The sequence below is a fragment of the Microbacterium martis genome (genome assembly GCF_047246685.1).
GTDB lineage: Bacteria > Actinomycetota > Actinomycetes > Actinomycetales > Microbacteriaceae > Microbacterium.
Genome location: NZ_JBFOKT010000001.1, coordinates 482,432 through 508,316 on the forward strand (window position 1 = coordinate 482,432; position 25,885 = coordinate 508,316).

24 protein-coding genes are annotated in these 25,885 nt (G+C 72.5%); 5 read left to right on the forward strand and 19 right to left on the reverse strand.

Annotated features, from left to right (window positions below):
* Positions 1–24: 24 nt before the first annotated feature.
* Positions 25–1,707 carry a thiamine pyrophosphate-binding protein gene (locus tag AB3M90_RS02305; RefSeq protein ID WP_412949692.1) on the reverse strand — a complete coding sequence of 561 codons (1,683 nt, stop codon included), beginning with the start codon at positions 1,705–1,707 and terminating at the stop codon, positions 25–27.
* Positions 1,708–1,870: 163 nt separating this feature from the next.
* Between AB3M90_RS02305 and AB3M90_RS02310 the strand changes: the two genes are divergently transcribed.
* Positions 1,871–2,380 carry a phosphoribosyltransferase gene (locus AB3M90_RS02310; protein ID WP_412949693.1) on the forward strand — a complete coding sequence of 170 codons (510 nt, stop codon included), beginning with the start codon at positions 1,871–1,873 and terminating at the stop codon, positions 2,378–2,380.
* Positions 2,381–2,411: 31 nt separating this feature from the next.
* Here AB3M90_RS02310 and AB3M90_RS02315 read toward each other — a convergent pair whose 3' ends face one another.
* The 11 genes from AB3M90_RS02315 to AB3M90_RS02365 all read right to left on the reverse strand — a co-directional run bounded on the left by AB3M90_RS02315 (position 2,412) and on the right by AB3M90_RS02365 (position 10,616).
* Positions 2,412–2,744 carry a HepT-like ribonuclease domain-containing protein gene (locus AB3M90_RS02315; protein WP_412949694.1) on the reverse strand — a complete coding sequence of 111 codons (333 nt, stop codon included), beginning with the start codon at positions 2,742–2,744 and terminating at the stop codon, positions 2,412–2,414.
* Positions 2,741–3,223 (reverse strand): helix-turn-helix domain-containing protein, encoded by a 483-nt coding sequence (locus tag AB3M90_RS02320; RefSeq protein WP_412949695.1) that lies wholly within the window; start codon positions 3,221–3,223, stop codon positions 2,741–2,743. The genes AB3M90_RS02315 and AB3M90_RS02320 overlap by 4 nt, the downstream gene beginning before the upstream one ends.
* A 31-nt stretch (positions 3,224–3,254) precedes the next feature.
* A complete protein-coding gene (locus tag AB3M90_RS02325) occupies positions 3,255–4,778 on the reverse strand; it encodes an ATP-dependent DNA ligase (RefSeq protein WP_412949696.1) in 1,524 nt (507 codons plus the stop codon).
* A gap of 63 nt (positions 4,779–4,841) precedes the next feature.
* Positions 4,842–5,288: a hypothetical protein gene (locus tag AB3M90_RS02330; RefSeq protein ID WP_412949697.1), complete on the reverse strand. Its 447-nt coding sequence runs from the start codon at positions 5,286–5,288 to the stop codon at positions 4,842–4,844.
* A 26-nt stretch (positions 5,289–5,314) separates the two neighbouring features.
* Positions 5,315–6,085: an enoyl-CoA hydratase/isomerase family protein gene (locus AB3M90_RS02335; protein WP_412949698.1), complete on the reverse strand. Its 771-nt coding sequence runs from the start codon at positions 6,083–6,085 to the stop codon at positions 5,315–5,317.
* Positions 6,086–6,140: 55 nt separating this feature from the next.
* Positions 6,141–7,328, reverse strand: a complete 1,188-nt coding sequence (gene paaE, locus AB3M90_RS02340) for a 1,2-phenylacetyl-CoA epoxidase subunit PaaE (protein WP_412949699.1) — start codon at positions 7,326–7,328, stop codon at positions 6,141–6,143.
* A gap of 16 nt (positions 7,329–7,344) precedes the next feature.
* On the reverse strand, positions 7,345–7,872 hold the full coding sequence (gene paaD / locus AB3M90_RS02345) for a 1,2-phenylacetyl-CoA epoxidase subunit PaaD (RefSeq protein WP_412949700.1): 528 nt from the start codon (positions 7,870–7,872) through the stop codon (positions 7,345–7,347).
* Entirely contained in the window at positions 7,866–8,693 is an 828-nt protein-coding gene (paaC, locus tag AB3M90_RS02350; RefSeq protein WP_412949701.1) for a 1,2-phenylacetyl-CoA epoxidase subunit PaaC, read from the reverse strand. The genes paaD and paaC overlap by 7 nt, the downstream gene beginning before the upstream one ends.
* Before the next feature lie 74 nt (positions 8,694–8,767).
* A complete protein-coding gene (paaB, locus tag AB3M90_RS02355) occupies positions 8,768–9,121 on the reverse strand; it encodes a 1,2-phenylacetyl-CoA epoxidase subunit PaaB (RefSeq protein WP_412949702.1) in 354 nt (117 codons plus the stop codon).
* Positions 9,121–10,116: a 1,2-phenylacetyl-CoA epoxidase subunit PaaA gene (paaA, locus tag AB3M90_RS02360; protein WP_412949703.1), complete on the reverse strand. Its 996-nt coding sequence runs from the start codon at positions 10,114–10,116 to the stop codon at positions 9,121–9,123. The genes paaB and paaA overlap by 1 nt, the downstream gene beginning before the upstream one ends.
* Before the next feature lie 80 nt (positions 10,117–10,196).
* Positions 10,197–10,616 (reverse strand): pilus assembly protein CpaE, encoded by a 420-nt coding sequence (locus AB3M90_RS02365; protein WP_412949704.1) that lies wholly within the window; start codon positions 10,614–10,616, stop codon positions 10,197–10,199.
* A gap of 243 nt (positions 10,617–10,859) precedes the next feature.
* Here AB3M90_RS02365 and AB3M90_RS02370 point away from each other — a divergent pair, with 243 nt between their 5' ends.
* The 4 genes from AB3M90_RS02370 to ptsP all read left to right on the forward strand — a co-directional run bounded on the left by AB3M90_RS02370 (position 10,860) and on the right by ptsP (position 17,377).
* The gene (locus AB3M90_RS02370; RefSeq protein WP_412949706.1) at positions 10,860–12,977 is read left to right on the forward strand and encodes a RecQ family ATP-dependent DNA helicase; all 2,118 of its coding nucleotides are present in this window, start codon (positions 10,860–10,862) and stop codon (positions 12,975–12,977) included.
* 161 nt (positions 12,978–13,138) lie between these two features.
* The gene (dhaK, locus tag AB3M90_RS02375; RefSeq protein WP_412949707.1) at positions 13,139–14,131 is read left to right on the forward strand and encodes a dihydroxyacetone kinase subunit DhaK; all 993 of its coding nucleotides are present in this window, start codon (positions 13,139–13,141) and stop codon (positions 14,129–14,131) included.
* A gap of 37 nt (positions 14,132–14,168) precedes the next feature.
* On the forward strand, positions 14,169–14,813 hold the full coding sequence (gene dhaL, locus AB3M90_RS02380; protein WP_412949708.1) for a dihydroxyacetone kinase subunit DhaL: 645 nt from the start codon (positions 14,169–14,171) through the stop codon (positions 14,811–14,813).
* 11 nt (positions 14,814–14,824) lie between these two features.
* Entirely contained in the window at positions 14,825–17,377 is a 2,553-nt protein-coding gene (ptsP, locus tag AB3M90_RS02385; RefSeq protein ID WP_412949709.1) for a phosphoenolpyruvate--protein phosphotransferase, read from the forward strand.
* Positions 17,378–17,381: 4 nt separating this feature from the next.
* Here the strand turns inward: ptsP and paaZ are convergent, their stop codons facing one another.
* The 7 genes from paaZ to AB3M90_RS02420 are packed head-to-tail and all read right to left on the reverse strand — an operon-like array spanning position 17,382 to position 25,850.
* Complete coding sequence (paaZ, locus tag AB3M90_RS02390; protein ID WP_412949710.1) at positions 17,382–19,481, reverse strand: phenylacetic acid degradation bifunctional protein PaaZ; 2,100 nt, start codon at positions 19,479–19,481, stop codon at positions 17,382–17,384.
* Positions 19,478–20,389: a 3-hydroxyacyl-CoA dehydrogenase family protein gene (locus AB3M90_RS02395; protein WP_412949711.1), complete on the reverse strand. Its 912-nt coding sequence runs from the start codon at positions 20,387–20,389 to the stop codon at positions 19,478–19,480. The genes paaZ and AB3M90_RS02395 overlap by 4 nt, the downstream gene beginning before the upstream one ends.
* Positions 20,386–21,120 (reverse strand): enoyl-CoA hydratase/isomerase family protein, encoded by a 735-nt coding sequence (locus AB3M90_RS02400; RefSeq protein WP_412949712.1) that lies wholly within the window; start codon positions 21,118–21,120, stop codon positions 20,386–20,388. Before AB3M90_RS02400 ends, AB3M90_RS02395 begins: the two co-directional genes overlap by 4 nt.
* Positions 21,117–22,304 carry a thiolase family protein gene (locus AB3M90_RS02405; protein ID WP_412949713.1) on the reverse strand — a complete coding sequence of 396 codons (1,188 nt, stop codon included), beginning with the start codon at positions 22,302–22,304 and terminating at the stop codon, positions 21,117–21,119. Before AB3M90_RS02405 ends, AB3M90_RS02400 begins: the two co-directional genes overlap by 4 nt.
* Positions 22,304–23,710: a dihydrolipoamide acetyltransferase family protein gene (locus AB3M90_RS02410; RefSeq protein ID WP_412949714.1), complete on the reverse strand. Its 1,407-nt coding sequence runs from the start codon at positions 23,708–23,710 to the stop codon at positions 22,304–22,306. The genes AB3M90_RS02405 and AB3M90_RS02410 overlap by 1 nt, the downstream gene beginning before the upstream one ends.
* The gene (locus AB3M90_RS02415) at positions 23,707–24,741 is read right to left on the reverse strand and encodes an alpha-ketoacid dehydrogenase subunit beta (RefSeq protein ID WP_412949715.1); all 1,035 of its coding nucleotides are present in this window, start codon (positions 24,739–24,741) and stop codon (positions 23,707–23,709) included. Before AB3M90_RS02415 ends, AB3M90_RS02410 begins: the two co-directional genes overlap by 4 nt.
* Entirely contained in the window at positions 24,738–25,850 is a 1,113-nt protein-coding gene (locus AB3M90_RS02420) for a thiamine pyrophosphate-dependent enzyme (RefSeq protein WP_412949716.1), read from the reverse strand. The genes AB3M90_RS02415 and AB3M90_RS02420 overlap by 4 nt, the downstream gene beginning before the upstream one ends.
* Positions 25,851–25,885 lie beyond the last annotated feature (35 nt).

The following is a 25,885-nucleotide window of genomic DNA, read 5'->3' on the forward strand; positions in this document are numbered from 1 at the left end:
TCGCGAGCCTATCGACCGGGTCCGTCACGAGTTCACGCGGATGATCTCCTGCTGGTACGGCGCGATCACGTCGCCGGAGATGCGCAGATCCAGCAGCAGGAATCGGCGATCGGCCGGATCCTCGGCGGCCCAGGTGCCGAGACGCTCCAGGTCGGCGAGGGTGCGGACCACCACGCCCTCCGCACCGACCGCGGCACCGAACGCCGCGAAGTCGACCTCGGGGATGCGCATCGGTCCCTCGGCGAGACCCTTCAGCCCATACAGGTTGACCTCCGCGCCGTAGGCGGCGTCGTTCCAGATCACGGCCATGCCTCGGCCTGCGGCCGCCCGCACCGCCGACTCGAGGTCGGCGATCGCCATGAGACCCCCGCCGTCGCCGGACGTGAGAACGATCGTGGAGTCGCGGCGGGCCAGGGCCGCGCCGACCACGCTGGGCCACCCCTGACCGATCGACTGGAACGCCGTGCCCACCATCATCATGCGATCGGGCGCTGCGACCGGCCAGTACATGTTCGCCCAGCCGATGAAGTGCCCGCCGTCCGACACGACGACGCGGTCGTCGGGCAGGAGCTCGGCGATGCGGCGCGCGGCCGATCGCGGATCGAGGCGGCCATCGGGTGCGAGCTCGTCTCCCGGTGCGTACGCTCGCGCGGCCACGACGTCGACGCTCGCGCGCCACGGCCGTGCCGGCCGGGCGTCGGATGCTGCGCGCGCTGCGCCGCCCTCGGCATCGCGCAGCCGGCTGACGACGGCCTCGGCCGCGAGCCGGGCGTCGGCACGCACGAAGCCGCCGACATGGGGGTGGGTCGCCGTCGGCGCGGTGTCGATCTGGAACACCCGGGTGCCCGGTGCGAACAGCTCGCCGAAGCGCATCGTGAACTGGTTGAGAGAAGCGCCGAACACGACCGCGACGTCGGCGGAGCGCACGAGCTCCATCGCGCCGTCGGCCCCGAAGCCGCCCGTGACGCCGAGGTCGTACTCCGCGGCGGGGAAGATTCCCCGCCCGAGAGCCGAGGAAGAGGTGAGCGCGCCGGTCAGGTCGGCCAACTCGCCCAGCGCCGCGCTCGCACCGGCCAGCCATGCTCCACGGCCGGCGAGCAGGAACGGGCGCTCGGCTCCCCGGAGCGCCCCGGCGATCTCGTCCAGCATCCCGTCTGCGAACGCTCCCCGCGGCGCGAGCGGTGCGGGGAGGCGGGGCTCCGGCGCAGCGGGGACGGGACCGGCCTCCAGAGACGCGACGTCGTACGGGATCGCGAGCACGACCGGCACGCGATACGTCAGGGCATGCTCGATGGCGATGACGGTCGTGGCCGCGGCATCCGCTCGCCCGACCGTGTAGGTCCGGGCGCCGACGGCCGAGGCGAGGGCGATCTGGTCGACGTCCCACGGCCGGGGTCCGGAGGTCGGCTCGTCGCCGACCACCAGGACGAGGGGCACGTGCGCCTGCACGGCCTCAGCGAGGGCGGTGAGGGTGTTCGTGAAACCGGCGCCATAGGTCGACGTGCCCGCGGCGATCCGTCCGGAGGCGCGGAAGTGCGCGTCGGCGGCGACCACGGCGCCCTGCTCGTGGCGGACGGCGGTGAACACGGCATCCGTCTGCGTCTCGAGGGCATCGAGGAAGTAGGCGTTGCCGTTGCCCATGACGCCGAAGACGGCGTCGATGTGCTGGGCGAGGGTGAGAGCGACGTGCGCGGAGACGGTGGGCATGCGAAGGCCTTTCGAGACAGGGACGGAGAGATGCGTTCCGTATGTGTCTCGCCTGCGCGTCGTCGCGTGCGGCTTCGTGCCTCTTTTTCAGGCACCGGCTGGGGGCCGGACGCCTCGATTCTAGTGCGCACCGGCGAGGTGGCGGCTGGGGGAGAATGAGTCGGTGACGGATGCTTCGATCGAGCGCGAGACGCTCACCTGGGACGGATTCGGTTCGGCGACGCGGGATCTCGCTCGCGCGATCCTCGACAGCGGCTTCGAGCCGGAGGTCGTGGTGGCGATCGCCCGCGGCGGGCTGCTTCCGGCCGGCGCCATCGCGTATGGACTCGGTGCGAAGAACTGCGGGGCGATCAACGTCGAGTTCTACACGGGGATCGGCACGGTGCGGGATGCGCCGGAGGTGCTGCCGCCCGCACTGGACATGGACTACCTCGACGGCCGCCGCGTGCTGCTCGTCGATGATGTCGCCGACTCAGGTCGCACGCTCGCGCTCGCGGTGCAGCTGTTGAAGGACAAGGGCGCCGACGTGCGGTCGGTCACGATCTACACGAAGCCGTCGACGATCATCCAGCCGGACTACGCCTGGAAGGACACGGACCTCTGGATCGACTTCCCGTGGTCGTTCCAGGGCACGGTTCGCGAGGAGGACCTGGGGCTGCCGCCGACGGCGTGATCCGAATGACATCGCGCCGAGATCCGCCCTCTCAGTCGGCTGAGGCTGCGAGGAGACGCTGAGTCGCTGCTGCAAGTCGGGGGATGTCGTGCCGGGCGGTGGCATGGACGATCGCATGCGCGGTATCGAAGTATCGGTGCGCTATCTGATCGCGCATCCGAGCGATCTCGCGCCAGGGGATGGCCGGCTCGGCCGCGAGCACCTCTGGTTCGAGATCCTTCACCGCTTCCCCGATCTCCAGGAGGCGAATGCGGATCGCGTCGAAGACGATGTCGTCTTCGACATCGCCCCGGTCGACGTAGCGAGCGATCGCTGCACATGCCGAGGCGATGTCCTGCAGCCGAGCGTGTTCGTGCCTGCTCACAGAGGCACCGCGTCACGCATCACCTGTGCGGCGATCGGGGGTTTGAGTCCGGAACGCGGCACGACGTCGACCGGCCGGCTCAGCAGCGCTTCAGCAGCGGATCGCATTCGCCCGAGCGCGAACAGCCCTACGGAAGGATCGAGGTCGACGAGAAGGTCGATGTCGCTGTCCTCGTCGTCGTCGCCCCGGGCGACACTGCCGAACACCTCGATGTTGGTCGCGCCATATCCGGCGAGGAGTGCCCTGAGCTCCGCGCCCCGTACCCGCACCTCCTTGAGCGTCTTCGCTTCGTCGCCGAGGCTGAGGCGCATTCCTGCGGCTCCGACGAGCCGATCGAGCGCGGTCACGGACGGATCTCGGCGTCCCGTCTCGTATTCGCTGATGACGCTCTGAGGCATACCGGAGCGTTGTGCGAGCGCGGCCTGAGTCAGGCCAGCACGTTCCCGTGCTCGTCGGATCAGATCGGCTCCTCGGCGCATGCTCGATGATATCGCGGATTCGCGATACTCGTCATCCTCTGAACAGTCCTCGCAGCGTCTGAATCGTGTCGGCGTCGGCGGGCGTCTTGTCGGCGCGGTAGCTCTTCACCCGGGCGAACCGCAGTGCGATCCCGCCGGGGTAACGAGGGGAGCGCTGCACGCCGTCGATCGCGATCTCGACGACGAAGTGCGGGTCGAGGAAGACGGTGCTCTGCGTACGGCGGGTCTCATACGCGGGGAACTGCTCGGTCTGCCATCGCAGGAGCTCGTCGGTGAGGCCCTTGAAGGTCTTGCCGACCATGACGAGTCCACCCGGTTCGCCGAACTCTCCGTCGGGGTCGCGCGCTCCCAGGTGCAGGTTCGACAGCCACCCCTGCCGGCGCCCCGATCCCCACTCGGCACCGAGGACGACGAGGTCGTAGGTCAGCACCGGTTTGACTTTCACCCACGACTTGCCGCGGCGACCCGCGGTGTACGTCGAGTCGATGCCCTTGACGAGCACGCCCTCGTGGCCGGCGGCGAGGGCGTCGCGCGACAGTCGTTCGGCGGCTTCGGGGTCTGCGGTCACGATGCCCGGCATGCGCCAGTCGCCGGCGACCCGCTCGAGTTCGGCGAGGCGCACCGACAGGGGCTCGTCGATGAGGTCACGGCCGTCGACGTGCAGCACGTCGAAGAACCAGGGGCGCAGCGCGAGCTCTCGGGTGGCGTCCGCCCCGAATCGCGACATGGTCTCCTGGAACGGACGCGGCCCGCCGTCCTCGTCCAGCGACAGCGTCTCCCCGTCGAGGATGAGATCGTCGGCCGGGAGTCCCCGCACGATCTCCACGAGTTCGGGAACCCGATGAGTGACGTCCGCCAGACTGCGTGTGTAGACGCTCACCTCGTCGCCGTGCCGGTGCACCTGGATCCGCGCGCCGTCGAGCTTGTACTCGACCGACGCCTCGCCCGTGATCTCGAGAGCCGCGGTCGGCGTCGCGGCGGTGGCCGCGAGCATGGGCAGCACGGGGCGACCCACGGCGAGGCCGATCGCGTCGAGCTCCTCCTCGGTGCCGGTGAGCGCGACCACGGCCGTCTCACCGAGGTCCCCCGACAGCATGGCGGCGCGACGCACGACGGCGGCGGGTCGATCGGATGCCTTCGCCACGGCGTCGAGCAGCACGCCGCCCAGAGCACCGGTGCGCAGTTCGCCGAGCATGGCGCGGGCGAGGAAATCCCACTCGGTCGCGGTAGCACGCGAGGCCAGTGCGGTGAGGAGCCGCGTGCGGGCAGCGGCCGACCCCGACCCCGAGGACGCGGCGAGAGCGTCGAGCGATTCATCGACATCGGCGATCGACAGCGCCGCGTCGTCGGCATGCGTGACGTCGAGCGCCGAGAGCCCCCGCCAGCCCACGCCGAGCCTTCCCTGACGCGGGGCGGCGAGCAGCAGCCCGACGAGGACGGGCAGCTCCGCGGCATCCGCCGACGACACCAGGGTCGCCAGGGCGTCGATCTTCGCGAGACGGGAGGAGGTGGAGGTCACCGTCTCGGCGGTGGCGACCACGTCAGCGAGCTTCATCCCCGCAGTCTGCCATCGGGGTGTGACATTGCCGTACGCCCTTGCGTATCGCCCCGAGAGCCCTCACGGTCCGGGAACAGCGGCCTCGAAGAACGCCGCCGGATCCGCGGCGATCGGGAGGCACTGATCGTCCTCCCAGCCGAGGGATCCGGCGTGCGACCACACCACCGGCGCGGAGCCGTCGTTCGCGCGGGTTCCCGCGATGACCTCGCTGAGGTCGAGGCAGTAGAAGCCGCCCGAGCCGTCCAGCGCGAGCGGCCAGGCGCCCGGCATGTACTCGGCGAACTCGTAGTCCCGGTAGTAGTCGGCCATGTCCGCGCCGAGCGCACCGAACTCGGGCGCCGGCGTCGACCAGCGGCCCTCAGGCAGCTGCGCGGCGTCGAGCGCGAACCACGGGACTGCCGTGCGCATCAGCGCACGCAGCGGTTGCGGAAAGGTCACCGGCGCGCCGAGGTGCAGCATCCGTCCTGCCTCGTCCGCGAGGGCGTCGAGCCAGGGAGGATTCGTCACACCCGTATCGTAGGGGCCGGAGCCGTTCAGCGCCCCCGGAACTCCGGGCGCCGCTTCTCCTGGAACGCGGCGAAGCCCTCGCGGTAATCGTCGGTGTCGCAGAGGGCGGCCTGCGCGGCGTTCTCGACCTCGACCGACTCCCACAGGGCGAGGCGCTCGTCGCGGATGCGGGCGACGAGCTGCTTGCTGACGAGGAACGCGGCGGTGGCGCCGCGGGCGGCTGCGGCTGCGGCATCCGTCGTGGCCTGCACGACCTCGTCGTCGGGGAACACGCGCGAGAACAGTCCGGCGCCTACCGCCTCCGCTCCGCTCATGAGCCGGCCCGTGTAGATGAGGTCGAGCGTGCGGTGCGCTCCGAGGCGGTCGACGAAGAGCGCGTGCCCGCCGGAGTCGAGCGTCGCCCCCAGCGCGGCGAAGGGCGATCCGATCTTCGCCGACTCGGCGACGTACACGACATCCGTGGCGATGAGGAGTCCGAGTCCGACGCCGAGGCACGCGCCGTGGGCGACCGCGAAGGTCGGCGCGGGGAACCGCGACATGCGCTGCAGCAGCGGCGTGACGAGTCCTCCGAGGTAGCCGATCACGTCGTCGTCGCGAGGATCCACGCCGGAGATGTCGCGCCCGGCGCAGAACGCCCGCCCTTCACCGCGCAGGACGAGCGCGCGGACGCCCGCCTCTTCGGCGTCGTCGTAGGCCTGCACCAGGTCTCGCAGCGCCTGCTCGTCGAGCGCGTTGAGCTTCGCCGGGGCGTTCAGTGTGACGGTGGCGACATCATCGGCGACGGTCAGTTCGATCATGCGTTTCCTCTCGACGGCCCTTCGACCGGCTCAGGGGCCCAGATGACGGGGCTCCTCACACGTCGTAGTCGACCACGACGCGGTCGCTGGTGGGGTGGGACTGGCAGGTGAGCACGTAGCCGCGCAGGAGCTCGTCGGGCTCCAGCGCGTAGTTCTCGGTCATCGTGACGCTGCCCTCGAGCACGCGCGCGCGGCAGGTGCCGCACACGCCCCCCGCGCAGGCGAACGGCGCGTCCGGGCGCACACGCAGCGCTGCGTTCAGGACGGACTCGTGCGCGTCGACCGGGCTCTCCACGGTCGACGACACTCCGTCGAGCGTGACCTCGATGCGCACCGTCTTCTCGCCCGCACGCACCTCGACCGGCCGCGCGGCGCGGACGGGTTCGTCGCCGGTCGTGAACAGCTCGAACCGGACGTGCTCTTTCGCGACTCCCGTGTCGGCGAGCACCTCGCGGCACAGGTCGACCAGCGCGAGCGGGCCGCACAGGAACCACTCGTCGACATCGGCCGGGTGGATGAGCGAGGAGAGGATCGTGCGCAGCCGCTCCTCGTCGAGTCGTCCGGAGAGCACCGGGGCGGTGCGCTGCTCGCGCGAGAGCACGTGGTGCAACGTGAGCCGGGTCGGATAGCGGTCCTTGAGGTCGGCGAGGTCCTCCAGGAACATCACGTCGACCGTCGCGCGGTTCGTGTACAGCAGCGTGAACCGTGCCGTGTCCGACCGGCCGAGCACCGTGTGCGCCAGCGCCATGAGCGGGGTGATGCCGGACCCGGCGGCGATGCCGGCCACGTGCCGATGGTCGAGGTCGTCGAGCCCCGAGGTGAAGGTGCCCTGCGGGCTCATCACGTCGATCTCGAATCCCGGATGCAGTCCGGTCTGCGCCCAGGTGGAGAACAGGCCGCCCTCGTCGCGCTTGACCGCGACGCTCAGCCGGGTCGGCGTGCCGGCGGCGAGCTGCGCGGGGGAGCGGTGCTCGGGCGCCCGGCACAGCGAGTAGGAGCGTCGCACCTCCACCCCATCGAGCGTCGTGCGCAGCGCCACGTACTGGCCCGGCAGGTGGTCGTAGTCGTCGGCGAGCTCCGCGGGAACCGTGAACGTGACCTCGACGGCATCGTCGGTGAGGGGACGCACGCTCTCGACCGCGAGCGTGTGGAACGTGGCGCGACGGCGAACCGGGCGCTGGCCCGCGGATGCAGGAGCCGGCGGAGCGGCGGTCGGCGCGGCACGCGTCGTGAACAGCCCCATCAGTGCATCCCGCCCATCAGTGCACCTTGAAGTGGTCGAAGGGTTCGAGGCAGGCGCGGCACTCATACAGCGCCTTGCACGAGGTCGATCCGAAGCGGGAGACCTCGCGGGTGTCGAGCGATCCGCAGCGCGGGCAGCGCACGCTGATCGCCAGGCGGATCGGGCCGCCCTTCGACAGGCTCAGGGACCCAACGGCCGCGCGCCCGGACGGAGGGGCGATGCCGTAGCGCTCGAGCTTCTGCTTGCCGGCATCCGACATCCAGTCCGTCGTCCAGGCGGGGGAGAGCACCAGCCGCACCTCGACGTCGGCGACGCCCGCGGCGGTGAGCGCGAGGATGACGTCGTCGCGGATCGTGTCCATCGCCGGGCAGCCGCTGTACGTCGGTGTGATGTCGACACGCACCGTCTCACCGTCGACCTCGACCGCCCGCAGCACGCCGAGGTCTTCGATCGTCAGCACCGGGACCTCGGGATCGGCGACGCCCGCGGCGATCGTCCACGCGTCGTCGCGCGAGAGGGGCCGGGCGTCGCGCAGGGTCACCATGATGCCCCCGGATGCCGTCGCGCCAGCACCTGCATCTCGGCGAGCAGGTGTCCGAACGGGGTGGCGTGCGCGCCGCGGCGCCCGCCGGCGGACGAGGCGGCGACCGTCGGCACCTCGAGCTGCGCGTCGGCGAACACGGTGTCGACGACGTCGTCGAAGCCGGCGCGCAGGCTCGACGGCCGGACGCACACCTCGCCGAGGCGCCCGATAAGGTCGTCGTCGCGGAACAGCTCGTCGACGTACGGCCAGACGTCGCCGATCGCGCGGATCATGCGCCGTCGCGACTCGTCGGTGCCCCCCGCGAGGCGAAGCACCCACTGCACGGCGTGATCGCGGTGGTAGTCGACCTCCTTCAGGGCCTTCTCGGCGATGGCGGCGAACGTCTCGTCGGAACTCGAGCGGAGCGCCGCGTACAGCTCGACCATGAAGGTGGAGACGACGAACTGGCGCGCGATCGTCTGCGCGAAGTCGCCGTTGGGCTGCTCGACGATCCAGGCGCAGCGGAACTCGGGCTCGTCGCGGAAGAACGCGAGGTCGTCTTCGCTGCGTCCGTCGTACGAGCCCGCGTAGTGCAGGAAGGAGCGTGCGTGGCCGAGCAGGTCGAGTGCGATGTTGCCGAGCGCGACGTCCTCCTCGAGCTCGGGTGCGCGGGAGATCCACGCGCCGAGCTGCTGGGAGAGGATGAGGGCGTCGTCGCCGAGCCGGAGCGCGTACTCGGCGACGTCGGCGGATGCCGCGACCGCGCCGCTCCCGGAGATCTCGGCGCTCAGCCGCAGCTCTTCGACGACGACGTCGCCGTGCGGGTCGGATGTCTCGTCCACGCGTTTCGTCTCGCCTGCGGCTCGCTCAACGACCGGAAGCGCGTCCGCTCGCTCAACGACCGGGTTCGTGGTCGTCACAGGTGCGGCACCCCCTCGGAGGCCGTGTAGTACACGGCGTGCCGGTAGTTCTTGCCCGCGGCGCTCTCGAAATACGCGCCCTTGGCGTCGGGGTCGCTCGTCGTGATCGCCTCGGCGGGCACCGCCCAGATCGAGACGCCCTCGCCCCGCCGCGTGTACAGGTCGCGGGCGTTGCGGATCGCCATGTCGGCGTCGGGTGCGTGCAGCGAGCCGACGTGCACGTGGCTCAATCCGCGGTTCGCCCGCACGAAGACCTCCCACAGGGGCCACAATTCCCGACCATGGGTCCCTGGGGCCTGTCCTGAGCTTGTCGAAGGGCCTGTCGAAGGGTCGTGTCCGGGGGTCGCCATCACGCCACCTGCCCTTCGACAGGCTCAGGGGCCCAGGGCGAGGCCTGCTTGCGGGCGTACTCGGCGGCGGCCTCGCGCACCCAGGCGCCCTCCTCGTGGGCGGTGCGGCGCCGCTCCAGACGCTCGGCGTTGCAGGGGCCGTTGCCCCGCAGGACCTCGAAGAACTCGTCCCAGTCGATCTCGCCCATGTCGTAGCGTCCGGCTTCGTCGTTCCACCGGAGGTCGGGGTCGGGCAGGGTGACGCCGAGGATCTCGGCCTGCGGCACCAGCATCCCGATGAACCGCTGCCGCAGCTCGTCGTTCGAGAAGCGCTTGATCTTCCAGGCCATCGACTGGGCGGAGTTGGGGGACTGGTCGTCTGGCGGCCCGAACATCGCCAGGCTCGGCCAGTACCAGCGGTTCACGGCATCCTGCGCCATCCGGCGCTGCTCGTCGGTGCCGCGCATGAGCGAGAGCAGGATCTCGAAGCCCTGGCGCTGGTGGAACGACTCCTCCTTGCAGATGCGCACCATCGCCCGGCCGTAGGGGCCGTACGACGCCCGGCACAGCGGCACCTGGTTGCAGATCGCCGCGCCGTCGACGAGCCAGCCGATCGCACCCATATCGGCCCAGGTCGGCGTGGGGTAGTTGAAGATCGAGGAGTACTTGGCCTTGCCGCTGATGAGCTGGTCCATCATGGCGTCGCGCGTGATGCCGAGGGTCTGCGCGGCGGAGTAGAGGTAGAGGCCGTGGCCCGCCTCGTCCTGCACCTTCGCCATCAGGATCGCCTTGCGCTTGAGGCTCGGTGCGCGGGTGATCCAGTTGCCCTCCGGCTGCATGCCGATGATCTCGGAGTGCGCGTGCTGCGAGATCTGGCGGATGAGCGTCTTGCGGTAGGCCTCGGGCATCCAGTCGCGGGGTTCGATGCGCTGCTCGGCGGCGATGAGCTCGTCGAACAGGCGCTCCTCGTCCGAGGTCTCTCGTGGCGCGAGAGAGAGGTCTGCGGGGCTGCCCATCGTCGACTCCTGTCCAGCATCTTTACTGACCGATCGTTAGGTTATTCTCCCATGCCGGTCGGCCGACGATCAAGGGGCCGTCAGCGCGACCGCGAGATGAGCTCGAGCAGCGCTCGCCCGTACGCCTCGGCCGGATCCGGATGCTCGTACGCGAGCGCGACGCCGGCGATCTCGATCTCGACGCGGAAGGTGTCGTCGAGGCGCCGGAGTGAGCGGAAGGTCTTGCGCAGCAGGTCGCGCAGCTGGTCTTCGCGCGGCAGCCACACCGCATCGGCCAGCGTCACGGCGTCGAGCGCCCACTCGGTGGTGCCGTTGAACGCCAGGTCGGTGCCGCTCGGCGTCTGACGCGCCTCGATCGTCATCTCGCTCACCGTGAAGACGTCGGCCTCCGCCTCGAGCTCGACGTCGTCGGGCAGGTCGAGCTGGAAGCGGTCGCCCTCCGCAGGGTGCCAGCCGAGGCCGGCGTCGCGCAGGGCGACGGCGAGTTCCCGTGTGATCATGCCTCTACGCTAGGCGCGATTGCGGGTCGGTGAATGCGCAGAGCCGGCGGGTGGGTGCGCGGGGCGGGGTGGGTGGCACACCTGTCGGGCGGAAGCACGGATGCCGGGCCGGATCGGAGCTATCGCCCGACATCCGCGTGAACTCCCGACAGGTGTGACCCGGGGCGGGGCGGCCGGGCGTGCGGGATGGGCCGGGTCGGGCCCGGCGGGCCGGGTGTCGGTGGGGTGGGGCAGAGTGGAGGCATGACCGCCGCACCACTCGTCGACACCCGCGAAGCCGCGCGCACCGCCCTGCGGGAGCTCGTCGGTCGGCCCGACGCCGACTTCCACGAGGGGCAGTACGAGGCGATCGCGGCCCTGGTCGAAGATCGCCGCCGCGCCCTGGTCGTGCAGCGCACGGGATGGGGCAAGTCAGCGGTCTACTTCGTCGCGACGCTGTTGCTGCGGCGTCAGGGTGCGGGACCGACGGTGCTGGTGTCGCCGCTGCTGGCGCTGATGCGCGATCAGATCGCCGCTGCCGAGCGCGCCGGCGTGCGCGCGGTCGCGATCAACTCCACGAACGCGCACGAGTGGAGCGACGTGCTCGCGCGGCTCGAGCGTGACGAGGTCGATGTGCTGCTGGTCTCCCCGGAACGGCTGAACAACCCCTCGTTCCGCGAAGAGCAGCTGCCGACGCTGGTGCGTCGCATCGGGATGCTGGTCGTCGACGAAGCGCACTGCATCAGCGACTGGGGGCACGACTTCCGTCCCGACTACCGCAGGCTCCGCGACCTCATCGCGCAGATGCCCGCCGATGTGCCGGTGCTCGCGACGACCGCCACCGCCAACACCCGTGTGGTCGCCGACGTGGCCGAACAGCTCGGCAACCTCGGTGGCGATGCGGCCCTCGAACCGGTCGTGACCATCCGCGGACCGCTGGCGCGCTCCTCGCTGCGGCTCGGGGTGCTGCGTCTGCGAGACTCCGCGAGCCGACTCGCCTGGCTGCTCAGCCACCTCGACGACCTGCCGGGCTCCGGTATCATCTACACACTCACCGTGTCGGCCGCCGTCGACACCGCCCGCCTGCTGCGCGACCACGGCCACGACGTGCGGGCCTACACGGGGCAGACCGACAGCGACGAGCGCGCGGAGTCGGAGGGCATGCTGAAGCGCAACGAGGTCAAGGCGCTCGTGGCCACCAGCGCGCTCGGCATGGGCTTCGACAAGCCCGACCTCGGGTTCGTGCTCCACCTCGGAGCACCCTCGTCGCCGGTCGCCTACTACCAGCAGGTCGGGCGAGCGGGGCGGGCGAGCGAGAGCGCCGACGTCCTCCTGCTCCCGGGCGTCGAGGACCGCGACATCTGGCATTACTTCGCGACCGCGTCGATGCCGGATCGCGAGCGCGCCGAACGGGTGATCGACGCCCTCGGAGACACCCCGATCTCGACGCCGGCGCTCGAGGCGATGGTCGACATCCGTCGTACGCCGCTCGAGCTCCTGCTCAAGGTGCTCGACGTCGACGGCGCGGTGCGGCGGGTGCAGGGCGGGTGGGTGGCCACGGGCGAGCCGTGGAGCTACGACGCCGACCGCTACGAGCGCATCGCCGCGGAACGCGTGGCCGAGCAGCAGCACATGCTCGACTACGAGCAGACCGACGGATGCCGGATGGAGTTCCTCCAGCGGGCTCTCGACGACGACTCCGCCGCACCGTGCGGGCGGTGCGACAACTGCGCCGGGGTGTGGTTCCCGCGCGAGATCGGCTCGTCGGAGAGCGCCCGGGCCGCCCAGTCGCTCGACAGGGTCGGCGTGCCGATCGAACCGCGCCGCCAGTGGCCCACCGGGGCCGACCGCCTCGACGTGCCGGTGCGCGGTCGCATCTCGGCCGATGAGCAGGCGGCCGAGGGGCGGGCGCTCGCGCGGCTCACCGACCTGGGTTGGGGCGGCGCGCTGCGCCGGCTCTTCGCCGCGGGCGCGCCGGACGGCCCCGTGACACCGCCGCTCCTCGATGCCTGCGTGCGCGTGCTCGCCGGCTGGGAATGGCAGGAGAGGCCCGTCGCGGTGGTGGCGCTGCCGTCGCGGTCACGGCCGCTCCTGGTCGACTCGCTCGCCCGAGGTCTCGCCGAGGTGGGGCGGCTGCCGTACCTGGGCGCCCTGGCGCCCGTCGACGGCGGACCGACCGGAGGCCCGGGCGGGAACAGCGTGTTCCGGCTCGCCGGACTCTGGCACCGTCTGAGCGCCGACCACCTCGACATCCCCGACGGGCCGGTGCTGCTCGTCGACGATCTGGTCGACAGCCGCTGGACCATGACGGTGGCGGCGCACACCCTGCGGCACGCGGGCGCGACAGCGGTGCTGCCGTTCGTCCTCGCACTGCAGGGCTGAGCGGTGCGGCCGATCGCCCTCGCGCCCCGCGGCAGAGAAACCGGCGGGCCGCCGTTCCGGAACGACCTTGACAAGCCGACGGCCTCCGAGCAGATTCGACACCAGCGCATCCCGACGGATTTCGCCGAGGGTGCAGCGGCAGCGATCAAGGGAGATCCACGATGAAGAAGCTCATCAACGCCCCGGAAGACGTGCTCGAGGAGTCGCTGCGGGGCGTGGCCCTCGCGCATCCCGAACTCTCGGTCGACCTCGAGAACCATGTGATCACCCGAGCGACGCCCAAGGCCGAGGGCAAGGTCGCCGTGGTCTCGGGCGGCGGTTCGGGCCACGAGCCGCTGCACGGCGGATTCGTCGGGCTCGGAATGCTCGACGCCGCCGTCGCCGGCGAGATCTTCACCTCGCCGACGCCCGACCGGGTGCAGGTGGCCACGAAGGCGGTCGACCGCGGCGCCGGCGTGCTGCACATCGTGAAGAACTACACCGGCGACGTGCTGAACTTCGAGATGGCCGCAGAGCTCGCCGAGATGGACGGCATCGAGGTCGGCAGCATCGTGGTCGACGACGACGTCGCCGTGCAGGACTCGCTCTACACGGCGGGTCGCCGCGGCGTCGGGCTGACCGTGCTGCTCGAGAAGCTCGTCGGCGCGGCCGCCGAGGAGGGTCGCGACCTCGCCGCCGTCGTCGAGCTGGCCACGCGCATCAACGGGCAGGGACGATCGATGGGCATGGCGCTCACGAGCTGCACGGTCCCCGCCGCGGGCAAGCCGACGTTCGACCTGCCCGACGACCAGATGGAGATCGGCATCGGCATCCACGGCGAACCGGGTCGGCACCGCGAACCCCTCGCACCGGCATCCGACATCGCCCGGCAGCTCGTCGAGCCGATCCTCGCCGACCTCGCCGCGACCGGGCCCTCGATCGTCATGCTGAACGGCATGGGGGCGACGCCGCTGATCGAGCTGTACCTGATGTACGGCGAGGTCGCGGCGCTGCTGGAGAAGGCCGGAGTGCAGATCGCCCGCAATCTCGTCGGCAACTACATCACCTCGCTCGACATGGCCGGATGCTCGGTGACGGTGCTCCCGGCCGACGACGAGCTGCTGCGCCTCTGGGATGCGCCGGTGAACACCCCAGGGCTGCGCTGGGGCGCGTGAACCGCGCGGATACGACCGACCCGGAGGGCGGAACGCCATGACAGACACCATCGCATCCGACGTGCTCGTCGACTGGATCGACCGCTTCGGCGGCGCCGTCACCGAGCAGCGCGACTGGCTCACCGAGCTCGACTCGGCCATCGGCGATGCCGACCACGGCGCCAACATGGCGCGCGGCATGACGGCCGTCGCCGAGCGCCTCCGGGCGGGAGCTCCGGCGACCGCCGACGACCTGCTGAAGACGGTCGGCATGACCCTGGTGAGCTCGGTCGGCGGTGCGAGCGGGCCGCTCTACGGCACGTTCTTCCTGCGGATGGCCGCGTCGGCGGGGCCCGTCACCGAGCTCGACGCCGACGGACTCGCGGCAGCCCTGCGCGCCGGCTTCGACGGCGTCGTCGCGCGCGGCAAGGCCGAGGCGGGCGACAAGACGATGTACGACGCGATGGCACCGGCGGTCGACGCGCTCGACGCGGCGATCGCGGCCGCGCAGGATCTGCCGACGGCCGTGCGGGCGGCCGCCGATGCCGCCGCCGCCGGTCGCGACGCCACCGAGCCGCTCGTCGCCCGCAAGGGACGCGCGAGCTACCTCGGTGAGCGCAGCGCCGGGCACCTCGATCCGGGAGCGGCATCCGCGGCGATCCTGTTCGACACCCTGGCTGCGGCGATCGCCGACCGATCCTGATGATCGGGATCGTGGCCGTCTCCCACAGCGCGCGGCTCGGGGAGGCGGCGCTCGAACTCGCCCTGCAGATGGTGGCGGGCGGTGCGCCGGTGCGGGTCGCCGCCGGCGCCGGAATCGACGGGCAGGGCGCGCCGATCCTCGGGACGGATGCCGTCGCCGTCGCCGCCGCGATCGACGAGCTGGCGACGGACTGCGCGGGCGTGATCGTGCTCATGGACCTGGGGTCGGCGGTGCTCAGCGCCGAGCTCGCCCTGGAGCTGCGCGCCAGCGACGTGCCGGTGCGCCTGACGTCCGCGCCGTTCGTCGAGGGTCTGCTGGCGGCTGTCGTGTCGGCGGCGGCGGGCGGATCGCTCGACACGGTCGCCGATGAGGCTCGCGCCGCGCTGACCGCCAAGACCGCGCAGGTGGCCGACGACGCGGCCGAACCGGGGGAGCCGATCGAGCCGCCGTCTCGGGGCGAGGCGGAGACGCGACGGGTGCGCGTGCGCAATCCGCTCGGCATCCACGCCCGGCCGGCGGCGCTGATCGCCGACACCGCCGCGGGTGTCGACGTGCGCCTGCGACGTCTGCCCGACGGGCCCGAGGCCGCCGCGGCGAGCCTGTCGCGGCTGCTCGTCCTGGGCGCGCGTCAGGGCGACGAGCTCGAGCTCTCGGCGACGGATGCGGGCGCGGCCGTGGTGCTCGACCGCCTGGAAGCCCTGTTCCGCGACGGGTTCGGCGAGGGGACCCACGACCCCGCAGCCGTCACGGACGACCCCGCGGGCGCGGGTGCCGCCCCTGCAGCCGACGCCTCCGAACCGGCTCTCGTCGCCGCCGAACCGGCGCCCGTCGCCGCCGACCGGGTCCCCGTCGCCGCGGACCCGGTCCCCGTCGCCGCCGACCCGGTCCCCGTCGCCGCGGGTACCGTGCTGCGCGGCCGCGGGGTGAGCGCGGGGCGCGCGGTCGCACCGGTCGCGCACCTCGCCCCGCCGCTCGCCGAGCCCGACCTGCGCACGGTGATCGCCCCCGCCGATCGTGAGAGCGAGGCCGACGCCGTCGCATCGGCCGCGCAGCGGGTGGCCGACCGGCTGCGCGGGCGCGCCGAGCGGGCGAGCGGCGAGACGCGCGCGATCCTCGAGGCGACCCGCCTGCTCGCCGCCGACCCCGAGCTCGTCGCGGGCGCGGCGGCGCTCGTGCGAGCGCAGGGCCGCAGCGCCGCCCGCGCCGTGTGGGAGGCCGCCGCCGCGCAGGAGGCGGATCTCGCGGCTCTGGGCGGTCGGACGGCAGAGCGCGCGGCCGACCTCCGCGACGTGCGGAACCGCATCATCGCCGAGATCGTCGGCGTCGAGATGCCCGGCGTTCCCGAGCGCGACGAGCCGTTCGTGCTGGTCGCCGCCGACCTCGCCCCGGCCGACGCTGCAACGCTCGCCGGTGGGAGGTGCGCCGGGCTGCTCACGGAGCAGGGGGGTCCGACGTCGCACACCGCGATCATCGCGCGTTCCCTGGGGCTGCCCGCCGTCGTCGGAGTCGCCGGAGCGACGCGCGTGCCCGACGGTGCCGTCGTGCTGCTCGACGGCGAGACGGGGACGGTCGAGGTGGAGCCGCCCGCGCCGCGCATCGCCGAGGCTGCGATGCGGATCGCGAAGGCCGCGGTCGCCCCGCTCGCCTTCGGCGGCACCGGCGCGCTCGCCGACGGACACCGCATCGCCCTCCTCGCGAACGTGGGAGGGGCCGCGGATGCGGTCGCGGCGGCATCCGCTCGTGCCGAGGGCGTCGGCCTGTTCCGCACCGAGTTCTGCTTCCTCGACCGGGCGACGCCGCCCGTCGTCGACGAACAGGTCGCGGCCTACCGCGGCGTGCTGGCCGCGTTCCCCGATCGCCGGGTCGTGGTGCGCACGCTCGATGCGGGGAGCGACAAGCCGCTGCCCTTCGCGAACGACGACGACGAGGAGAATCCGGCTCTCGGCGTTCGCGGACTCCGCGTCGCGCGACGGTCTCCGCAGCTCCTCGACGACCAGTTGCGCGCCTTGGCGCTCGCGGCCGACGCGGAGTCGGCGCGGGTCGAGGTGATGGCGCCGATGGTCGCGACCGTCGACGAGGCGCGCGACTTCGCGCAGCGGTGCCGCTCGGCGGGCCTGACGCGGGTGGGCGTCATGATCGAGACGCCCGCGGCCGCCGTGATGGCCTCAGCGCTGTTCGAGGTGGTCGACTTCGTGAGCATCGGCACCAACGACCTCACCCAGTACACGATGGCGGCCGATCGGCTGCACGGCGAGCTCGGCGATCTGAACGATCCGTGGCAGCCCGCCGTGCTCCGGCTGATAGCCGCGGTGGGCGAGGCCGGGCGCACCGCGGGAAAGCCGGTAGGCGTCTGCGGCGAGGCCGGCGGCGACCCCGCTCTGGCTCCGGTGCTGATCGGACTCGGCGCCACGTCGCTGTCGATGACGCCGCGCGCGCTCGGGCGCGTGGCCGACGCCCTGGCCGGCGTCGACTCCACGGACTGTCGCCGTGCCGCCGACGCCGTGCTCGGTGCGGCGACAGCCGACGAGGCCCGGGAAGCCGCGGCAGCCGCAGTGGCGGGCTGACGGCTCAGGCGGGCACGGGCTCCGCCTGGTGCTGCTTGCGGACCAGTGTCAGCACGTCGTAGGTCGCGACCGTCTCGTCATCCTGATTGCGGATGACCGCGTCCCACCGCACCTCGCCGTACTCGTCGGTCTCGCGCGGGGTGATCTGCTTCGCGGTGAGCTCGACCCTGATCTCGTCGCCGGGCGACACGGGGGTCACGAAGCGCAGGTTCTCCAGGCCGTAGTTGGCCAGCACGGGCCCCGGCTCGGGATCGACGAAGAGCCCCGCGGCCCACGAGACCAGCAGGTAGCCGTGCGCGACGCGCCCCGGGAAGAACGGGTTGGCCGCCGCGGCCTCCTCATCCATGTGCGCGTAGAAGGTGTCGCCCGTGAACCGCGCGAACGTCTCGATGTCGTCGAGGGTGACCTCCCGCGACGCGGAGACCACCTGATCGCCGATGCGCAGCTCGTCCAGGGGTTTGCGGAACGGATGCCGACCCTCGCTGCGCGCGGTCGCACCCGGGTGCCACACGCCGGTGAGGGCGGTCAGCATCTCGGGCGAGCCCTGCACGGCGGTGCGCTGCATGTGGTGGAGGACGGCGCGAATGCCGCCCAGCTCCTCACCGCCGCCCGCGCGCCCCGGTCCGCCGTGCACGAGGTTCGGCAGCGGCGAGCCGTGCCCGGTCGACGACCGGGCGTCGTCGCGGTCGAGCAGCAGCATCCGGCCGTTGAACGGAGCGATGCGGGTGGCGAGCTCCACGGCCTGCACAGGGTCGTGGGTGGCGATGCTGGTGACGAGCGATCCGCCCCCGCGCCCGACGAGCGCGGCGGCCTCGCCCGTCGTGTCGTAGGTGAGGAGCGAGGCCACGGGGCCGAACGCCTCGACGGTGTGCGCGGCGTCGACGTCGGCGTCGTCGAAGCGCAGCAGCACCGGGGAGAGGAAGGCCCCCACGGCCGTCGAGTCGACGCTCCCGTCGGCGCGCCGCACCTCCGGAGCCGCGGTAGACCCGACCACGATCCTCCCGCCCGCCTCCTCGAGCGCCCGCACCTGACGCAGCACCTCGTCGCGCTGGCCGGTCGACGCGAGCGGACCCATGGTGACCCCCTCGGCGCGCGGATCGCCCAGCACCGTCTTCTCGGCGATCCGGGCACGGACCGCCTCGACGACGGCATCCGCGGTCGCGGCTGGCACGATGGCGCGCCGGATCGCCGTGCACTTCTGGCCCGCCTTCGTGGTCATCTCGGTCACCAGCTGACGCACGTACGCGTCGAACTCCGGTGTTCCCTCGACGGCATCCGTTCCCAGCACCGAGGCGTTGATCGAGTCGGTCTCGGCGGTGAAGCGCACGACGCCCGTCTGCACGACCGGATGGGCCTTGAGGGCCTCGGCGGTGGAGGCGCTGCCGGTGAACCCGACGAGGTCGCCGAGGCGCAGGTGCTCGAAGAGCGTCGGCACACCGCCGCTCACCAGCTGCAGCGAACCTGCGGGGAGAAGCCCGGAGTCGACGAGGATCCGCACCATCGCCTCGGTGAGGTAGCCGGTCGGCGTGGCCGGCTTGATCACGGTCGGCATGCCCGCAAGGAAGGCGGGCGCGAGCTTCTCGAGGGCGCCCCAGACGGGGAAGTTGAACGCGTTGATCTGCACCGCGACCCCGGGAAGGGTCGTGAAGACGTGGCGCCCGAGGAAGGAGCCGTCTTTCGAGAGGGGCTCGACCGGACCGTCGACGTGCACGGTGCTGTTGGGCAGTTCGCGCCGCCCCTTGCCCGAATACGAGAAGAGCACGCCGATGCCGCCATCGATGTCGACCCACGAGTCGCTCCTGGTCGCCCCGGTGCGCGCCGACACGGCATACAGCTCGTCCTTGCGCTCGGTCAGCGCGAGGGCGAACCGCTTCAGCAGCAGGGCCCGCTGGTGGAAGGTGAGGGCGGCGAGGCTCGCCCGACCGACCGTGCGGGCGTGGTCGAGCGCCCCGGCGAGGTCGAGGCCCTCGGTGCTCACGCGGGCGACCACCTCACCCGTCGAGGCATCGCGCACCTCGGCGCCCGATGCGCCGTCGGAGCCCAGCGCGTCGAGCGGCGGCGTCCACCAGGCGTCTCGCACGAAGCTGGGAAGGTGTCCGGTCATCGTGTCTCCTCCGTCGTCGGCCGCTCTCGGCCGTCCTCGTCCCACGTGTAGAAGCCTTCGCCGCTCTTGCGGCCGAGCCTGCCCTCGGCGACCATCCGGCGCAGCAGTCCCGGCGGCTCGAAGCGGGGGCCCAGGGCGCGGGCGAGCTCCTCCGCGATCTGCAGCCGCACGTCGAGACCGACGATGTCGGTGGTGCGCAGCGGACCCACCGGATGCCGGTAGCCGAGCGTCATCGCCGCATCGATGTCGGCGGCGCTCGCGACGCCGTCCTCCAGCATCCGGATCGCCTCGAGACCCAGCAGCACGCCCAGGCGCGACGAGGCGAACCCGGCCGCGTCGCGCACCACGATCGGCGTCTTGCCGAGGGCGCGCACGGTGTCGCGGGCATCGGCGACGACGGCGTCGTCGGTCGCCGCACCCCGTACGATCTCGACCAGTGCCGACGACGGCACCGGGTTGAAGAAGTGCAGTCCGAGGAAGCGTCCGGGCTGCCGCAGGGTCGCTGCGAGGTCGTCGACCGAGATCGACGACGTGTTCGTGGCGAGCACGGCGGTCTCGTCGATGACGGCCTCCAGCCGGGTCAGCGCGCCCTGCTTGACCGTGCGGTCCTCGGGCACCGCCTCGATCACGAGGGCGCAGTCCGCGAGGGCGCCGATGTCGCGCCCGCAGCGCAGCCGCGCACGCAGCGACGTCGCGTCGATCGCCGCGTCGCGTTCGACGGAGCGGCGGATGCCGTCGCCGACGCGCGCGGCCGCGGCCCCGGCGCTCTCGTCGTCGCGCTCGACGACCTCGACGACGGACCCCGCGAGGAGGAAGGCGTGGGCGATGCCGGCGCCCATGCGCCCGCCGCCGAGCACGCCCACCCGGGCAGGGGCCGCCGACGGGGTCGGAGACGCCGTCGCGCTCATCGGCCGGCCCTCCGTTCGAGGAACGCCGTCATGCGGCGGTGCTTCTCGGGTGAGGCGAAGAGCTCGGCCTGCAGCTCGAACTCGATCGCCGGATGCCCGCCGCGCGCCGTGCGCAGCGCCCGCTTGGTGTGCTGCGTCGCGAGAGGGTCGTTCGCGGCGATCCGATCGGCGAGGGCGTGGGCGGCGTCGAGGAGGCCCTCCGGCGGGTGCAGCGCCGTGACGAGCCCCCAGGCCAGCGCCTCGTCGGCGTCGAGCGTGCGACCGGTGAGCAGCAGCTCGCTCGCCCGCGCCTCGCCGACGATCTCGGGCAGCCGCCAGGCGGCTCCGGCCGCGGCCATGATGCCGAGGCCGGTCTCGGGGTTGCCGATGCGCAGGGCGGTCGTGCCGATGCGGATGTCGGCGGCGTACGCCAGTTCCGCTCCGCCGCCCAGCGCCCATCCGTCGATCGCCGCGATGACCGGCATGGGCAGCTCGTGGATGCGGATGAACGCCCGGGCGTTGATGCCGCGTCGCGCGTCGTCGGCGGTGCGCAGACGCAGCTCGGCGATGTCGGCCCCGGCCGCGAAGACGCCGCCCGAGCCGGTGACGATGAGCGTGCGCGGGTGCTGCTCCAGCGCGACGCACAGCTCGTGCAGCGCGTCGATCGTGGCCTGGTCGATGGCGTTGCGCTTCTCGGGCCGGTCGAGGGTGGCGACGACCCGATCGGGCCGCTCCTCGACGCGCAGGGTCACGAGACCCGCTCCACGATCATCGCCGTGCCCTGCCCCACCCCGACGCACATCGTGGCGAGGCCGAGCCCGGCGCCCTCGCGCTCCATGCGGCCGAGCAGGGTCACCACGATGCGGCATCCGCTCGATCCCAGCGGGTGCCCGAGGGCGATCGCCCCGCCGTCGCGGTTCACGACCCCGGGGTCGAGTCCGAGTCGGCGGATCGAGGCGAGCGACTGGGTCGCGAAGGCTTCGTTGAGCTCGACGGCGCCGATGTCGTCGATGCGGATGCCGGTGCGCGCGAGAGCCTTCTCGGTGGCGGGGACCGGCCCGAGCCCCATGACCTCGGGCGCCAGGGCCGCCGAGGTCGCGGTGACGATCCGCGCGCGGGGGGTGAGCCCGTAGCGGCAGACCGCGTCTTCGCCCGCTACGACGATCGCCGAGGCGCCGTCGTTCAGCGAGCTCGAGTTGCCCGCCGTGACGACCTCGCCGCCGCCCACGACCGGACGGAGTGCGGCGAGGGCGTCGAGGGTCGTCTCGCGCCGGGGGCCCTCGTCGGTCGTGACCTCGCCGGTGCGCGTGGCGACCGGCACCAACTCGGCGTCGAAGCGTCCGGCGTCGATCGCCGCGACGGCCCGCCGGTGACTCTGCAGCGCGAAGGCATCGGCCTCGTCGCGCGCGATCCCCTCGCGCCGTGCGACCTCCTCGGCGGTCTCGGGCATCGAGAAGGTCGCCTTGTCGCGTGCGGTGAGGCGCGGGTGGGTGAAACGCCAGCCGATGGAGGTGTCGAACATCTCACCCGGCTTCGCCCAGGGGCGCGGCGGCTTCGCCTGCACCCAGGGAGCGCGGGTCATCGACTCGACTCCGCCGGCCACGACGAGGTCGGCGTCGCCGGCCCGGATCGCCTGCGCGGCCATCGCGATCGCCGACATCCCCGACGCGCAGAGACGGTTCACCGTGATCCCGGGGACGCTGTCGGGGAGACCCGCCAGGAGCACCGCCATGCGCGCCACGTTGCGGTTGTCCTCGCCGGCCTGGTTCGCGGCCCCGAGGACGACCTCGTCGATCGCCTCGTCGGGGATGCCGGCGCGGTCGACCGCCGCCCGCACGACGAGGGCTGCGAGATCGTCGGGTCGCACCTCGGCGAGGGCTCCGCCGTACCGGCCGACCGGCGTGCGCACGCCGCCCACGAGGAACGCCTCGGGCATCAGAGCCTCCCGAAGGCGCGGAGCGGATGCTCGATGAGCTCGGTCACGCGGCGGAGGAACCCGGCGGCGTACCCGCCGTCGCACACGCGATGATCGAACACGAGCGACAGCTGCACGATGCGCCGCGCCACGATCTCGCCGTCGACGACCCACGGACGCTCGATCATGCGGCCGACGCCGAGGATGGCCACATCGGGGTGGTTGATGATCGCGGCCGACCCGTCGACGCCCAGCCCGCCGTAGTTGTTGAGCGTGAAGGTCGAGCCGCGCAGTCGCTCGGGCGGCATCGACCCGGCGCGCGCGGTCGCGGTGAGCTCGCGCAGGACGGTGTCGAGCTGGTCGACCGAGAGCGCGTGGGCCGCCGGCACCACCGGGACGAGGAGTCCGCGCTCGGTGTCGGCGGCGACGCCGAGGTTGACCCCCTCGAACGAGATCAGCTCGTCGGCGTCGTCGCTGAGGCGCGCGGCGAGCACCGGATGCTCCTCGAGGGCGATGAGCGCGAAGCGCGCCAGGAGCGCGGTGATCGACGGAGTCGGTGCCATCTCGGCGCGGAGGTCCCAGAGGGCGGTGGCGTCGACGTCGACCCACACCGTGGCCTCGGGGATCTCCGACCGACTGCGGCTCAGCCGGGCGCTCACGGCCCGGCGCAGCGGCGACAGCCTCTCACGGGAACGCACGGCCAGGCCGTCGATGGTCGCGCTCCCGGCCGTGTCCCGCCCGCTCGCGGCGCTCGCGTCCACGGCGCGCCCGCTCGCGCCGCTCGCGGCCGCGCCGACGTCGACCGCGCTGTCGACGGCCGCGCGCAGCACGTCGGCGCGGGTGACGGCTCCGTCCGGGCCGGTCGGGGGGATCGTGCGCACATCGAGCCCGAGGTCGCGCGCCAGACGCCGCACCACGGGCGAGCGCACCGCGACCGGTCGGCGCGGCGCGGCATCCGTTCCTCGCACGACGACAGGTTCTTCGGACGTTTCCTGCGGAATCGTCCGAAGAACGTGCTGTTCTCCGAGGGACGGGCGCGCCGCGACCGGCGGGCGACGGCGACCGGATGCCGTGCCCACGCGCGTGCCGTACCCGATGAGCACGTTGCCCGAGCCGGCCCGCTCCTCTGTGCGGTACGCCGCCGCGCTCGCCGCGGCATCCGGCTCGCCGACGGCCGTCACCTCGAGCACCGGTGCGCCGACCTCGATGACGTCGCCCGCGGCACCGTGCAGGGCGGCGACGACGCCGGCGAACGGCGAGGGCAGCTCGACCACGCTCTTCGCGGTCTCGACCTCGGCGACCGGCTGATCGGTCGCGATCGTGTCGCCGACCGCAACGAGCCACTGCACGAGCCCGGCCTCGGTCAGCCCCTCGCCGAGGTCGGGGAGGCGGAAGACCTGCACGGAGTCGCTCGTCTCTGCGCTCATGCGTCGTCCTCCCAGTGCAGTCCGTCGATGGCGTCGAGCACGCGGTCGACGTCGGGCTGGTAGAAGTGCTCGAGCTTCGGCGGCGCGTAGGGCACGTCGAAGCCGGTGACCCGGCGCACCGGAGCCTCGAGGTACTCGAAGCAGCGCTCGAACACCCGCGCCTGGATCTCGGAGGCGACCGACGCGAAGCCCGGTGCCTCGGCGATCACGACCGCGCGACCGGTGGATTTCACGGCCGCCGTCACCGTGACGTCGTCGAACGGCGACAGCGACCGCACGTCGACGACCTGCACGCTGCGCCCCTCGGATGCCGCCACCTCGGCGGCCTCGAGGGCCAGGGGCACCGATGCGCCGTATGCGAGAAGAGTCACGTCGCCTCCGTCGCGGACGATCCGGGCCGAGCCGATGTCGGCTGCGACCGACGTGTCGACCGCGCCCTTGCTCCAGTAGAGCTTCTTCGGCTCGAGGAACACGACCGGATCGGGCGAGGCGATCGCCGCCCGCAGCAGCGAATAGGCGTCCTGCGGGGTCGACGGGCTCACGACCGTGAGGCCGGGCGTGTGGGCGTAGTACGCCTCGGACGAGTCGCAGTGGTGCTCGACGCCGCCGATGCCGCCGCCGAACGGGATGCGGATCACCATCGGCATGCGCACGGTGCCGCGGGTGCGGTTGGCCATCTTGGCGACGTGGCTCACGATCTGCTCGAACCCCGGGAGGGCGAAGGCGTCGAACTGCATCTCCACCACCGGACGGAGGCCGTTCATGGCCATGCCGACGGCCGTGCCCACGATGCCCGACTCGGCGAGGGGCGTGTCGAAGCAGCGACTCTCGCCGAACCGGGCGGTGAGGCCGTCGGTGACCCGGAACACCCCGCCGAGCGCGCCGACGTCCTCGCCGAAGACCACGACGTCGGGATCCGACGCGATCGCGTCGGCGAGCGCGCGGTTGAGCGCGGCGGCCATCGTCATCGTCGCCACCCCGGGCGATGACGGGTCGCCGGCGGTGCGCAGGTCGTCGTGCGCGATGGTCATGGCCGGGCTCCCTTCACGACGCCGGAGGCGTCGGCCGCGCGTCCGATCTCGCCGCGCAGCAGATCCCACTGCTCGTCGAGCTGCAGGGAACGGTCGCGGGTGACGAACCGGAAGAGATCTTCGGGGTCGGGTTCGACATCGGTGCCGAGCGCTGCGCGCATGGCCGCGGCGATCTCGTCGGCCCCCAGGGCGAAGCGCTGCTCGTCGGCCGCGGTGATCGCTCCGGTCGAGCTGAGGTGCGCCCGCAGGCGGATCAGCGGATCGCGCGCCTCCCACGCCTGCACCTCGGCGCGCTCCCGGTAGCGGGTGTCGTCGTCGGCGTTGGTGTGCGCCTGCATCCGATACGTGTGCGCCTCGATGAGCGAGGGGCCGCCGCCGGCGCGTGCGGTGTCCACCGCTTCGCCGAGCACCGCGAGGAGGGCGGCGACGTCGTTGCCGTCGACCCTCTGCCCCGGCATCCCGTAGCCGATGGCCTTGTGCGCGAGGGAGGGGGCGGCGCTCTGGCGCGAGAGCGGCACCGAGATGGCGAACTCGTTGTTCTGCACGAAGAAGACCACCGGCACGTGGAAGACGGCGGCGAAGTTCATCGCCTCGTGGAAGTCGCCCTCGCTCGTCGCCCCGTCGCCGCACAGAGCGAGGACGACCGTGTCTTCGCGGCGGTGCTTCGCGGCGTGGGCGAGGCCGACCGCGTGCAGCAGCTGGGTCGCGAGGGGAGTGGCCTGCGGCGCGACGCGGTGGGCGCGGACGTCGTAGCCGGAGTGCCAGTCGCCCTTCAGCAGCGTCAGCGCCTCGGCCGGAGCGACGCCTCGGGCGATGATGGCGACCGAGTCGCGGTAGGTGGGGAACAGCCAGTCGTGTGCGCCGAGCACGAGCGCGGCCGCGACCTGGCACGCCTCCTGCCCGTGCGAGGAGGGATACACCGCGAGCCGGCCCTGACGCACGAGAGCGCTCGCCTGGTCGTTGATGCGGCGGCCCTCGACGAGGGCGCGGTAGGCGCGGACGAGCGTCTCGGCGTCGGGGAGCGCATAGCGGTCGTCGGCGACGGTCGCCCCGCTCTCGTCGATCAGGTGCACCGCGGTGTCTCGCGGGAGCAGGTCCGCGTGCTGCATCCGTCCGCCCTCCTCGCCGAACTCGATGACGACAG